Source organism: Collinsella sp. TF11-5AC (assembly GCF_003436775.1).
Taxonomy (GTDB): Bacteria; Actinomycetota; Coriobacteriia; order Coriobacteriales; family Coriobacteriaceae; genus Collinsella.
The window spans coordinates 1-12,272 of the sequence record NZ_QSQO01000027.1; the positions used below are offsets into that span (position 1 = coordinate 1).

The following is a 12,272-nucleotide window of genomic DNA, read 5'->3' on the forward strand; positions in this document are numbered from 1 at the left end:
CGAACAGCCGATCGTGTCAAATTTGGTCTAACAGAGCCTTTAAAAATCATCAGGTACGCAATGATTTTTAAATCCCCGTCCCAGAATAATCATCGGGATATACTGCTGGGCAGACGAAAGGAGCGCCGACGATGCTTAATGGGTGCGCATATATATTGACGGTCGACGTGGGCAACACGTTCATTCGCTTTGGCCTGTTTGCAGAGGATTCGGCCGCGGCGCAGGAATGTCCGCTTGCGACGTGCGAGATCACCACGCCGTCGAGCATCACAGCAGACGAGGCGCGCATGCGTCTCGTGCAGGTCATGGCCGCACTGGCGGCCGATGCGGGCATGCCGGGTGCGCTTGTGCCCGCGGCTGCCGTACTGAGCTGTGTGGTCCCCGCGCTCGAGCGCCCGTGGAAGGCGGCACTTTTTCGCACCTGCACGGGGCGCGTGCTCACCGTGGGGCCGGGCCTCAAGACCGGCATGCCCGTCCGCTACGACGACCCGGCCGAGATCGGCCCCGACCGCATCGCCGACGCCGTGGCGGCCCGTGCCGTCTACGGCTCTCCGTGCATCGTGATCGACTTGGGTACCACGACCAATATCGAGGTCATCGACGCGCGCGGCACCTTTGTGGGCGGCGTCATCGCGCCGGGTCTGGCGCTTGGCGCCCGCTCGCTTTCGGCTGCTGCGGCGCGTCTGCCGCAGGTCGAGCCCTCGGCACCCACGCATGTGATCGGCCGCAACACGCGCGAGGCCATGCGTTCGGGCGTGGTTCTGGGCGAGGTGGCCCGCATCGACGGCATGCTCGACATGGTGCTCGCCGAGATGCGCGCGACCAAGGCCGCGGGGGAGGGCGACGTGCCCATCGTCATTACCGGCGACGACGCCGAGGCGCTCGCGTCGCTGGTCGGTCACAGTCTGACGGTCGACGACGCGCTGACGTTGCGGGGTCTCGCCGAGCTCTACCGCATCAACCAAAAACCCCGCCGCGTGTAAAAGTGAGGGCGCCGGTGGGACAAACGCCCCCACCTTTCACCTGCTACAATGGGTCAAACTATTGCGATTACGGAGGTGTCTGCCATGTCGGACGATCTTCATCAAACTTCGTCAGGCAAGCGCCTGGACGTCATTAGCTGGGACGAGTTCTTTATGAGCGTGGCCATCGCTGCGCAGCGCCGCAGCAAGGACCCCAACACGCAGGTGGGCGCGTGCATCGCCAGCACCAACCACCGCATCCTTTCGGTGGGCTACAACGGTACGCCCTCGGCGCTCAACGACGACTTTTTCCCGTGGGGCACGAGTGACGACCCGCTGCAGGACAAGCATAACTACGTCGTCCATGCCGAGGCCAACGCCGTGCTCAACTACCGTGGCTCGCTCAAGGATCTCGAGGGTTCCACGGTCTACGTTACGCTGTTCCCGTGCCACGACTGCGCCAAGATCCTGGCGCAGGTGGGCGTGGGCGAGGTTGTCTACCTGGACAACAAGTACGCCGACACCGATGATGGACGCATCAGCCGCCGCATCCTCGACTCCTGTGGCATCAGCTACCGCCAGGTTATCGTCGATGTCCAGATTGGTACCGGGGGACAGGCTCGGCAGTAATATGCGTTGTCACTATCTGACGACGAACGCAGCTAAAAGAGCCCCGTCCCAAATTGGCTGCTCGTGAAAGTCGTGTCCGCGCGCATGGATGGCTCGTGAGCGGGTACATGGCTGTAGTAACATAGCCCCTGTCCGCGGGCGCGCCCGCGTTATTGTGAGAAAGGAGCCCCTGTGGCTGTTAACGAAGAGCTGCTTAAGAAGGTTCTTGAAGAGATTCGCCCCAACCTGCAGGCCGACGGCGGCGATATGGAGTATGTGGGCGTTGACGACGAAGGCGTCGTCAAGCTGGAGCTGCAGGGCGCTTGCGCCGGCTGCCCCATGAGCTCGCTGACCCTGTCCATGGGTATCGAGCGTATCCTCAAGGAGCATGTGCCCGGCGTTACCCGTGTCGAGCAGGTTAATGCCTCCGGCGAGACCGACGACCTGTACGACGAGTACGCGCCGTTCTAAGATGCGAAAGCTGCGGACGGCATACTCCGCATAGACGTTACGCCCAAATATGCGGCTGCGAGCGCAAGGCCCGCGGCCGCATTTGTATGTAGGGAGTAGGAGGGTCGACATGCTCAACGACTTCTACCATATGCTTGATCCCGTCGCGATTTCGGCGGGGCCCATCACGATTTACTGGTATGGTCTGGCCTATGTGGTCGGTGCCCTGCTCACGGCGGTTGTCATGTACCGCACGCAGCGTCGCTGGGGCTTTAGCATCACGATTGACGACCTGACGAGTGTCGTGGTCGGCGTGGTCTTTGGCCTCATTATTGGTGCGCGCCTGTTCTACGTCATCTTTTACGGTGATGGCTACTACTGGGCGCATCCGCTCGAGATCTTTGCCACCAACGAGGGCGGCATGAGCTTCCACGGTGGCCTGGTCGGCGGCATTATCGGCGGCATCATCGTGTGCCGCATGTATAAGCTCGACGCCTGGACCATTGCCGACCTTGCCGTCATCGGCGCGCCGCTGGCCTTGTGCCTGGGCCGTTGTGCCAACTTTGTCAACGGTGAGCTGTGGGGCAAGCCGACCGATCTGCCATGGGGCGTGGTCTTTGGCGGGACTGCGGGCGAGATGCCGCGCCATCCCTCCCAGCTCTATGAGGCGTTTCTTGAGGGCGTCGTGCTCTTCTGTTTTTTGCAGGTGCTCAGCCGCAAAAAGCCACTGCTGCCCCAGGGTACGTTTATGGGCGTGTTCGTGATGGGGTACGGCATCGTCCGCTTTCTCGTTGAGTTCGTGCGCGTGCCCGATGCCCAGCTGGGCTATCTGCTGGGAGGCGTTATCACCATGGGCCAGCTGCTGAGTTTGCCGCTCGTGATTGCCGGCCTGGTGCTCATCATCTTCGCCCGACACCGCAATCGCTCCCAGCGCATCTACCTCGACGTCTAACCACCACAAAGGGGACAGGCACCTTTGTGGTGGTTTGCTGGGCAACAATGACAGAACCGTAACGTTTTCCCAGATAAAACCTGCCAAAATAAACCTGTCCCTTTTTGGCGGGTTTCTAGAAAGGCTCTTTGGACTGTGAAGGATTCCGACCTCTCCACAACGGCTGCGCGCGACGCTGCCCGCATCGTCTGGTTTAAGCGCTACCCCGCCAAGCAGACGCTCATCGCATTTCTGCTCGCGCTGTTGGCGACCACGGCGTTTTCCATCGATCCCGCGCCGGTCTCGAGCAACGCAGTCTTGGCGATTGACCCCAAAGCCTCGGGCATGCTGTACGTGTGCTACGAGGTGCTCCTCTCGTTTGCCGGCCATACCGACGCGGTCATGCTGCTTGCGCTTGCCTGCCTGCTCACGCTGCCGTTTCGCTACGTATTCTTTGGCCGCGGCGATGCTTGGCGTCCTTCGGTGATCCTTCCGTCGCTGTTCTTTGCCGTCTGCATGGTGTTTGGCCGCAGCTACGACCTCACCGATTCTGCCGAGATCGTACTCGGCGACAAGGCTCGCATCATCTGCGCCTGGATAGGCGGTGCGGGCTGGATGCTCTTGGCGGTCGTTGCCTTCTACCTGGCTTTTGAGTGTCTAGATTGGCTGAGCTCTCGGCGCATTCCGTTTTCCGAAGCGCACTTTGGCCGCGTATGGCGTGTGGCTCACGCCGTACTCTCGGTCCATCCCTTTGCCGGGCCCTTCCTGGTGCTTATGGTCGCCTGGGCGCCCACGCTCATCGCTTCGCTGCCCGGCCTTTTTATGGGAGATACGGGTGCGCAGATTCGCCAGTGGTTCAACTACCCCAACGGCACGAGTGACTACCTGCGTCTGCTCAATCCCAATGTGTTGCTCAACGGACATCACCCCGTGGTGCACACGGCTATCATCGGTTCGTGCGTCCAGCTGGGGCTTTCACTGTTCAACAGTGCCAACGCAGGTCTTGCCATCTACACCTGCGCTCAGTTCGTCATTACGGCCGCCTGCATGGCCTATTCCATCTCGTCGCTGCGCAAGCTGGGCGTGAGCTTGCCGATCCGCGGCGTGATCTTGCTGTTCTTTGTGTTTATGCCCATGTTCTCCAACTACGCGGCCCTGCTTACCAAAGATGTGCTGTTTGCCGACGCGTTTTTGGTGCTGTTGGTGCAGACCGTGAAGCTCGTGGCCTGCGGCCTGCCCCGTCGCGATGCCAATGCCGAGCGTGCGGGCGAACAGAGGCCCGTGCTCTTTGCGCGCCATGACTGGCTGCTGCTCGCTCTGGGTGCCATGGGTTCCACGTTTCTGCGCAACGGCGGCCTGGTGTTTCCCCTGGCGGCATGCGTAATCGCGGCGGCGTTTTGCGCATGGGACGCGCATGTGGCTCGTCGTGCAGTCAAGCAGGCCGGTGCTGCGTCTTCGGGCGCCATCTCGCGTTTCCGCTGGGTGGGAGTTCTTGCGGTGCTTGGACTCTGCCTTGCCTCTAATATGTACTTCACCAAGGTCTTTATGCCGGCGCACGACATTACGCCTGGTTCCAAGCGCGAAATCCTCTCGATTCCGTTCCAGCAGACGGCTCGTTTCGTCCAAAAGCACGACGGCCTCAACTCGGGTGTCAACCCTACGGTTAAGGAGGACGGCACTATCGTGGAGGCTCCTTGCGACGGCTTGGTGACCGACGATGAGCGTGCCGTGATCGACCGTGTGCTCAAGTACGACAATCTGGGCCGCCGCTACAACCCGGATAAGTCGGACGCCGTCAAAAATTGCTTTAACGAGTACGCCTCGCAGGAGGACATCAAGGCCTATTTTGAGGTCTGGGCGCAGATGTTCAAAAAGGATCCCGAGTGCTACATCTCGGCGCTCATCAATAACTACTACGGCTACTTTTATCCGAGTGCCCGCGATGCGTGGGTCTACAGCACGGCGCGCAGTGCCGAGATTATGGCGAAGCCCGATAACCTCAAGTACTTTGACTTCCATCCGGTCGATAGCAAGGTTGTGCGCTGGTGCGACCACCTGATCAACCTGTATCGCGTGGCGGTGCAGCGCATTCCGTTTATCTCGCTCACCATGAGCTCGGCCACCTATGTGTGGATTATGATCGCCGTGGTGGTCTACCTGTTGCGCCGCCATTCGTGGCGCGGGCTGGCCATTTGGGTGCCGCTGCTGGGCGTGCTCGCCGTGTGTCTGATCGGTCCCTGCAACGGTTCGACCTATATGCGCTACCTGTATCCGGTTATCGCCTGCATGCCCTTTGCCATCGGCGCCACTATCACTCGCAGCGACCTCCTCTGGTCCTAATTTGGTGCAAAGGGGACAGGTTGCTTTGCACCAAAGGATGGCATCATCACGACGCCTTCATTTTGGGGTTTATCTCGCAGGCCAGTAGGTATATCATAACGACGTTTGTTTATATTGCCCGAGCATCTGCGCTGGGCTTTAGGTCAAAACCGATAGGAGACACGTATGTCCGGACACTCTAAGTGGGCCACAACCAAGCATCGTAAGGGCGCGCAGGACGCCAAGCGTTCCGCCCTCTTCTCCAAGCTGAGCCGCAACATCACCGTTGCTGCCCGTCTCGGCGGTGACCCGCTGCCCGAGAACAACGCCAGCCTCGCCGCTGCCGTTGCTAAGGCCAAGGCTCAGTCCATGCCCAAGGACAAGATCAAGTCCGCTATCGACAAGGCCTTTGGTTCGGGTGCCGATGCCGCCGTCTACGAGAACATCGTGTACGAGGGCTATGGTCCCGCCGGTGTCGCCGTCTACGTCGACTGCCTGACCGATAACCGCAACCGTACTGCCGCCGATGTCCGTTCCGCCTTCTCCCACGCTGGTGGCAACTTGGGCACCTCCGGCTCCGTCGCCTTCCAGTTTGAGCGCAAGGGCCAGATTGTCGTCGCCAAGGAGATCCTGGACGAGAATGCCAAGAAGGAGACCATGATCGCCAACGGTGCTGCCGGTGACGAGGATGAGTTCATGATGGCCATCGCCGAGGCCGGTGGCGAGGACTACGAGGACGCCGGCGAGGAGTGGATCGTCTGGACCGCTGCCAACGACGTCATGGCTGTCTCCAAGGCACTCGAGGAGCAGGGCATCCAGGTCAAGGGCTCCGAGACCACCATGGTTCCGACCACCCCGACCGAGGTCTCCGGTACCGACGCCAAGAAGGTTCAGCGCCTCATCGACCGTCTCGAGGAGCTCGACGACGTCCAGGACGTCTACAGCACCATGGACATGACCGACGAGGTCATCGCTGCCCTCGAGGAGGAGTAGCGCCTGCACGGGTTAAGCCGTGCATATCTGGGCATAATGAAGCGAGCATGCAAGCCTCGTGGAATAGATGAGCCGGATCCGCGTGCGTATGGCACCGGACCCGGCTCTTTTATAATGATGCGAATCGTTTTGCATTCTGTGGATCGAGATTTGAAGGGAGCGCCGCATGCGCGTGCTCAAACGAGCCCTAGCGATCGTATATCTTGCCGCCGCCGTCGTGGCGCTGGGCACGTTGGTCTGCCAGTTTTGGGGGCCATATACCTACCGCTTTATGCTGCTGATGCGTGACCCCATGCCGCGCATTGTCGTTACAGTGTGCGGCGGTGTCGTGGCGCTTGGCGTGCTGGCGGTCTTCTTCCGCCTGATGTTTGCTCGCCGCGAGCCGTCCTGCGTGCATCCGGCAGGGGAGCGCAATATCGAGGTCACGCTCGCAGCGCTTTCCTCGTGCGCCCGTGCCGCGGCGGAGTGCGATGAACGCGTGATGGTTGAGCATATCGAGGCGCGCGTTCAAGGCTCCGACGAGTCGCACGTTCGTTTTAAGGTCGAGGCCATCGCGCTCGATGATAGGGACGTTGCCGCTCTTGCCACCTCGATGCAGCAGCGCATCGAGAAGGCCTGTGACACCATGCTCGGCACGCCGGGCACGACCGCGCGCGTCCGTTTTTTGCCGTCCAAGACTACCGTCCAGACCGTGGAGGTTTCCGGTGAGTGATACCAACCAAGACAAGACCGCCCGCACGCCGCGCCTGACGATCGATCAGAACGCTATGCCGGCAGGCGAGTCCGCCGACACCAAGCCCGAGGCCGGCGAGCAGCACGACAGCGCCGCCAACGACTTTGACGAGGCCATGGGTCTCATCAAAGGTACGGGCGCTGCTATCTGGAGCTACGCCGTGCGCCACCCCAACACTACGCTCGGCGCCGTGGCAGGTTTTATCCTCGCCGTGCTGGTACTTACGTTGGGCCTGTGGGACACGCTTGTCATCGCATTCTTTGTGCTGATCGGCGCCGTGATCGGCCAGATTCGCGACGGCGAGAACGGTATCGTTAACTTCTTCGGCCGTCTGTTTAGCGGCCGCTAATCTGTATTCGACTGTCGCATCCGTGGCAGGCATAAGGAGGAACCATGGCTTTTAACACGAAGGTTGATGTGGCCGATACCGAGCTCGAGACGAACGAGGCCGTCGCCGCCGAGGCGGAGGGCGTAACGCTCGAGGACGAGGCGCTCGTCGAGGCAGAGTCCGAAGACGAGGCGGACGAGGATGACGAGGAGACGGACGAGTCCGAGGACTCGCTGACCTATTCCAACGGCGTGATTGAGAAGATCGTCGCCATGGCCACCCGCGAGGTGCCGCACGTTCTGGGCATGAAGGGCAACCTCATGCACTTTGTGCAGGAGCAGTTTGGTGCCGAGAACCTGACCAAGGGCGTGACGGTCGAGGTCACCGACGACAACCGCGTGGTTGTCAACATCTCGGTCATCATCGAGTACGGCGCCTATGCGCCTGCGATCTTTGACGACGTTAAGGCGCGCGTCACCGAGCGTCTTGCCGCGATGACCGGCCTTGAGGTGGCAGGCGTCAACCTGCGCATCGAGGATGTCATCACCCCCGAGGAGTACGAGCACCGTACCAGCCAGCACGAGTAACCTACCAAAAAGGGATGTTTAATTTGGCAGGTTTTATCTGCGAAAATGTTAAACGGCCGACCGCGCAAGCAAAAGCGTGGCCGGCCGTTTTTGTACGCACCCGATGTAGTCATACCGCTCGTCTAACTAAGGGTTGCAATCCCCACGTTCCGCGTTACCCTAATGGGCGCATTGTTTCCAAATTGTTAACGAGGGGTTGCCGTAATGGCCGACGAACACGAGACCGAAAGCAAGGCATGGGCGATTGAGGCCGCTGCGGCAGAGGCGGCGTCGCGTGCTGCCGAGGAGGTGCATCGTCCTCCGGTGGTGCCGATGGAGCGCGTGGTCGATCGCGAGGATATCGAACGTGGCGAGCGCGCCGGCCGCAGGCGCAGCCAGGAGCCAGGCTTTCCGCGCTTTTTTGCCGAGCTCAATCTGGGCCTGATCCTCACGGCGTTCGCCATCGTGGCCTTTAAAACCCCCAATCACTTTGCCTTCGGCGGTACCTCGGGTGTGTCGGTCATTCTTTCTACGCTGTTCCCGACTCTGCCCGTCGGCGTCTTTATGTGGATTATCAACGCGATCCTGGTCATCCTGGGTTTTATCTTTTTGGAGCGCAAGGCAATCCTTTGGAGTGTCTTTGCCTCGTTTGCGCTTTCGGCCTACGTCTCGCTGTTTGAGCTCTTCATTCCGACGGATGTTTCGATGACGGGCGATATGTGGCTCGACCTGTGTTTTGCCGTCATCTTGCCGGCGCTGGGCAGTGCTATTGTCTTTGACATTGGCGCCTCGACGGGTGGCACGGACATTCTTGCCATGATCCTCAAACGCCGCACCACGCTCGAGATTGGCCGCGCACTGTTGCTGGTCGATATCGGCATCGTGACCATCGCGGCTTTCCTGTATGGCCCGCGCGTCGGCCTGTACTGCGTGCTCGGCCTGTTTGCCAAGACGCTTGTGGTCGACAAGGCCATCGAGAGCATTCACCTGCGCAAGGTCTGCACGATTATTTGCGCCGAACCGCGCAAAGTCGAGGAGTTTATCGTCAAGCATCTCAACCGCACGGCAACGATCAGCCGTGGCTACGGCGCCTTCTCGGGCAAGTGCGTCACGGTGATCATGAGCGTGCTGAGCCGTCGCGAGGCAGTGCAACTGCGTCGCTATACCCGCGAGATTGACCCTGGCGCCTTCATCACCATCGTCGATAGCTCCGAAATCGTCGGCAAGGGCTTCCGCGGCACGAACTAGCACGGACGCACCCTTCGAATCATTGAATAAGGCCGGCTACGTTGCAAATCGGCCATCTTGGGGTATTTATCCCCACATTGGGCGATAATGATGCTAAAGACATCGTTTGCGATCCAGGTGATTCGCTCTAGATACGAAGGGATGATTTCGATGTTCTGTTCGCAGTGTGGCGCCCCCATGGGCGATAACGACAAGTTCTGCGGCGCGTGTGGTGCTCCTAATGCGGCGGCCGGTGCGGCTCCTCAGGGGCAGCCTCAGCAGGTCATGACGCAGCCGCCCGTGGTCAACGTGCCCAAGGGCTGTGTGGCTCAGGCGTTTGAGGATATGACCAAGACTCCGGGCGTACTGCAGCGCGTGTGCCAGATCGCCTTTTTGCCGGCGCTTATCTGCGTCGTGTCGGTGCTCGTGCTGTTCATTCCCGTTATCGGCGGCATTGCGGCTGCCATCGGCTTTTTAGCTGCCTACGTGGCAAGCGTGTGCGGCTCTGGCTTTGGCATCGAGTGGGGCCGCGACCTGTCGCTTAAGATCGATGACGGCATCGACCGTCCGTTGATGCGTTCCACGTCGTTTGGTCTCGGAGTCTTTTCGGGTGTTATCTCGGGCGTGCTCGAGGTCATCGCTGCCATTCCCGTTATCGGTGTTGCGCTTTCGCTGGTGGAGAGCGTGGTAATTGGTGCTGCGGGTTCGTACTCTTACTACGGCTCTTATGCGCTCGAGGCTGCGCTGTTCGGTTCGCTCGGCCTGCTTGTCCTGGCGCTAATTGCCTCGGCGATTCTGGGTGTCTTCTTTAAGATGTTCGCCGACATCGCCGTGATGCACTTTGCGGTGACCGGTCGCGTCGAGAGCGCGTTTTCGCTCGATAAGGTCTGGGCGGCGTTTAAGCACAACAAGACCAAGCTGTTCTGTGCTTCGTTCCTTCCCGAGTTTTTGACGGGTCTGGTCGCCAACGTTGTCACCTGGATCCTGACGTTCGTCTTTGGCACCATTGCCTCTGTCGGTATGTATAGCTACTACTACCGTCCTTCGGCTATTGAGGCGCTTGTTACCGGCGGTGGCATCACGCTCGTATTGTTCTTGGTACTGACGGCGTTTGTCACGGTATTCCTTACGGTCTTTGGCAAGATGCTCAAGCATCGTGCCGTTGGCTATTGGGTAGCGCGCTATGCAGCTGAATGGGCTGATGAGGATAAGGATGACGTCCTGACCTTTGTGCTGCCGTTTGAGAAGAAGGCCGCCCCTTCGGGCTATAGCGCTCCGGATGTCGCGCCCGCACCTGAGCCCGAGCCCGAACCTGAGCCCGAGCCCGCACCTGAGCCCGAGCCTGAGCCCGCCTCTGATTCCGAGCCCGCACCAGAGCCGGCGCCCGAGCCCGAGACCGAGCCGACGCCTGAACCTGAGCCCGAACCCGAACTCGAGTCAAGTTCCGACGAGGACCCTCAGGACGAGTAGCCCTGCCGCCTGCCATTTGGGGACGGGGTGGAAATGGCAGAAATAGCGCTTGACAAATGAGCGGGGCCGAACGTTGAGATAACGTTCGGCCCCGCTTTGACATCGCGATGCGGCTATGACTGCGAGATAGTCGCGAATCGACTACTCGTCGTGCTTCTCCTCGCGGCGAGCGGCGGCGCGAGCTTCGTGGATACCCTTGATCGCGGCATGACGAGCCGTGCGGGCATCGTGGATGGCGTCACGGGCTTCGGCAGTCGTCGCCTTGGCAGAGCGCAACTTGGCGGCCAGATCGGGGTTGGTTTCGGCGACCGCGGTAATCGCGGGGCCGTCGAGCTCCTCTTGCGTGGGCTCGGCCAAAAAGTCGATGGCATACTGGGCGGCCACCATGGAACCCTTGGCCAGTACGGTCTCGTCAATCTTGTAAAAGCAGGAATGTTGGGCGTACGTGGCGCCAATCTTGGGGTTGCGCGTACCTACAAAGGCGAGCACACCCGGTACACGGCGCAGGTACTCCGAAAAATCCTCGCCCGAAAGCGTGCCGCGGTAATGGCCCTGGCCGGCGGGGCCCAGACATTTAATTACAGCCTGACGGCAGCGTTCGCTCGAGGCGGCGTCGTTTTCGACCTTGTAGTTGGCGATGGTGTAGTCGGTGAGCTCGGCCTCGGCACCCAAGGCTGCCGCGGTGTGCTCCACGATGCGGCGCATAAGCTCCGGCATTTCCTCGTGGGTCGAGTCGCCGTAGGTGCGTACCGTACCGGCGAGGTATGCCGTGCCGGCGATAACGTTGCGCGCGGTGCCGCCGTGCAACTCGCCGACGGTGATGACTGCCGGCTCGTAGGGGCTAATCTCGCGCGAAACGATAGTCTGCAGGGCATTGACGATCTCGGCGGCAACCATAACGGCGTCGTGGCCGCGCTGGGGCATGGCGCCGTGGCACGAGGTGCCGCGAACGTCGATGCGGAACCAGTCGGTATTGGCCATGCGCGGGCCGGGCTCGCAGCTCACGGTGCCGGCGTCGACCTCGCTCCAAATGTGAGCGGCATAGGCGCCATCGACGCCATCGAGCACGCCGGTGCCGATCATGAGCTTGGCACCCTGGCCGTTTTCCTCGCTGGGCTGGAACACGATGCGGACCTCGCCGTGAATGTCATCGGTCATGTGGCGCAGAATCTGCAACGTGCCGAGCATCATGGCGATATGGCAGTCGTGGCCGCAGGCATGCATGCAGCCCTCGTTGACGCTGGCGAACTCCTCGCCGGTCTGCTCGGTGACGGGCAGGGCGTCGATGTCGGCGCGCAGCAGGATGCGGCGGCGCGGCGTGCCGTCCTCGCGGTAGGCGTCCGGCGCGGTACCGCGAAGCGTCGCCACCAGGCCCGTCTTGAGTGGACGCTCGTAGGGGATATTCATGGCATCGAGCTGGTTGGCGATGTCGGAGGTCGTGCGCTCCTCGGCAAGGCTCAGCTCCGGGTGCTTATGGAAGTGCCGGCGCTGCTTGATGATATAGGGCTCAAACTCGGCGGCGATATCTTGGATGGCCGCGGTGACGTCGTCTGCCGCGCGAACCTCGGTTGCTGCCATAATCTGCTGTGCCTTGGTTTTCGTCATGGTCGATTTGCTCCTTGCTGGGTTGATCGCAAAATCGTACAGGCTCTCTCCAGTATGCCACCTGCCGCTAGGGCTGGTA

The 12,272-nt window shown here is 60.8% G+C and carries 12 protein-coding genes; 11 read left to right on the forward strand and 1 reads right to left on the reverse strand.

The features are described from left to right. The first annotated feature begins 131 nt into the window (after positions 1-131). The 11 genes from DXD16_RS09320 (at position 132) to DXD16_RS09370 (ending at position 10,588) form a co-directional block, all read left to right on the forward strand. Complete coding sequence (locus DXD16_RS09320) at positions 132-983, forward strand: type III pantothenate kinase (RefSeq protein ID WP_117655897.1); 852 nt, start codon at positions 132-134, stop codon at positions 981-983. An 84-nt stretch (positions 984-1,067) separates the two neighbouring features. After that, positions 1,068-1,592 (forward strand): dCMP deaminase family protein, encoded by a 525-nt coding sequence (locus DXD16_RS09325; protein WP_117640262.1) that lies wholly within the window; start codon positions 1,068-1,070, stop codon positions 1,590-1,592. 171 nt (positions 1,593-1,763) lie between these two features. Continuing rightward, entirely contained in the window at positions 1,764-2,042 is a 279-nt protein-coding gene (locus tag DXD16_RS09330) for a NifU family protein (protein ID WP_099432127.1), read from the forward strand. Between the two features lie 109 nt (positions 2,043-2,151). Next, positions 2,152-2,973, forward strand: coding sequence for a prolipoprotein diacylglyceryl transferase (gene lgt / locus DXD16_RS09335; protein WP_117655898.1), 822 nt, complete (start codon positions 2,152-2,154; stop codon positions 2,971-2,973). 135 nt (positions 2,974-3,108) lie between these two features. After that, positions 3,109-5,292: a DUF6020 family protein gene (locus tag DXD16_RS09340; RefSeq protein ID WP_233502693.1), complete on the forward strand. Its 2,184-nt coding sequence runs from the start codon at positions 3,109-3,111 to the stop codon at positions 5,290-5,292. A 165-nt stretch (positions 5,293-5,457) separates the two neighbouring features. After that, positions 5,458-6,264 (forward strand): YebC/PmpR family DNA-binding transcriptional regulator, encoded by an 807-nt coding sequence (locus DXD16_RS09345; RefSeq protein WP_055309449.1) that lies wholly within the window; start codon positions 5,458-5,460, stop codon positions 6,262-6,264. A 166-nt stretch (positions 6,265-6,430) separates the two neighbouring features. Next, positions 6,431-6,976 carry a hypothetical protein gene (locus tag DXD16_RS09350; RefSeq protein WP_117655899.1) on the forward strand — a complete coding sequence of 182 codons (546 nt, stop codon included), beginning with the start codon at positions 6,431-6,433 and terminating at the stop codon, positions 6,974-6,976. Next, positions 6,969-7,346, forward strand: a complete 378-nt coding sequence (locus DXD16_RS09355) for a DUF2273 domain-containing protein (protein WP_233502694.1) — start codon at positions 6,969-6,971, stop codon at positions 7,344-7,346. The genes DXD16_RS09350 and DXD16_RS09355 overlap by 8 nt, the downstream gene beginning before the upstream one ends. 44 nt (positions 7,347-7,390) lie before the next feature. Then, positions 7,391-7,912 (forward strand): Asp23/Gls24 family envelope stress response protein, encoded by a 522-nt coding sequence (locus tag DXD16_RS09360; RefSeq protein WP_117655900.1) that lies wholly within the window; start codon positions 7,391-7,393, stop codon positions 7,910-7,912. Between the two features lie 204 nt (positions 7,913-8,116). Next, positions 8,117-9,139, forward strand: a complete 1,023-nt coding sequence (locus tag DXD16_RS09365) for a YitT family protein (protein ID WP_117655901.1) — start codon at positions 8,117-8,119, stop codon at positions 9,137-9,139. A gap of 150 nt (positions 9,140-9,289) precedes the next feature. After that, a complete protein-coding gene (locus tag DXD16_RS09370; RefSeq protein WP_158606192.1) occupies positions 9,290-10,588 on the forward strand; it encodes a zinc-ribbon domain-containing protein in 1,299 nt (432 codons plus the stop codon). 141 nt (positions 10,589-10,729) lie between these two features. On the opposite strand, the gene DXD16_RS09375 is transcribed toward DXD16_RS09370, so the two are convergent. Beyond that, complete coding sequence (locus DXD16_RS09375; protein ID WP_117655903.1) at positions 10,730-12,193, reverse strand: M20 family metallopeptidase; 1,464 nt, start codon at positions 12,191-12,193, stop codon at positions 10,730-10,732. Between the last annotated feature and the right edge of the window lie 79 nt (positions 12,194-12,272).

Coding starts and splice junctions, on each gene's coding strand:
- DXD16_RS09320 (WP_117655897.1), top strand. CDS start 132: ATGCTTAATGGGTGCGCATATATATTGACGGTCGACGTGGGCAACACG.
- DXD16_RS09325 (WP_117640262.1), top strand. CDS start 1,068: ATGTCGGACGATCTTCATCAAACTTCGTCAGGCAAGCGCCTGGACGTC.
- lgt (WP_117655898.1), top strand. CDS start 2,152: ATGCTCAACGACTTCTACCATATGCTTGATCCCGTCGCGATTTCGGCG.
- DXD16_RS09345 (WP_055309449.1), top strand. CDS start 5,458: ATGTCCGGACACTCTAAGTGGGCCACAACCAAGCATCGTAAGGGCGCG.
- DXD16_RS09350 (WP_117655899.1), top strand. CDS start 6,431: ATGCGCGTGCTCAAACGAGCCCTAGCGATCGTATATCTTGCCGCCGCC.
- DXD16_RS09360 (WP_117655900.1), top strand. CDS start 7,391: ATGGCTTTTAACACGAAGGTTGATGTGGCCGATACCGAGCTCGAGACG.
- DXD16_RS09365 (WP_117655901.1), top strand. CDS start 8,117: ATGGCCGACGAACACGAGACCGAAAGCAAGGCATGGGCGATTGAGGCC.
- DXD16_RS09370 (WP_158606192.1), top strand. CDS start 9,290: ATGTTCTGTTCGCAGTGTGGCGCCCCCATGGGCGATAACGACAAGTTC.
- DXD16_RS09375 (WP_117655903.1), bottom strand. CDS start 12,193: ATGACGAAAACCAAGGCACAGCAGATTATGGCAGCAACCGAGGTTCGC.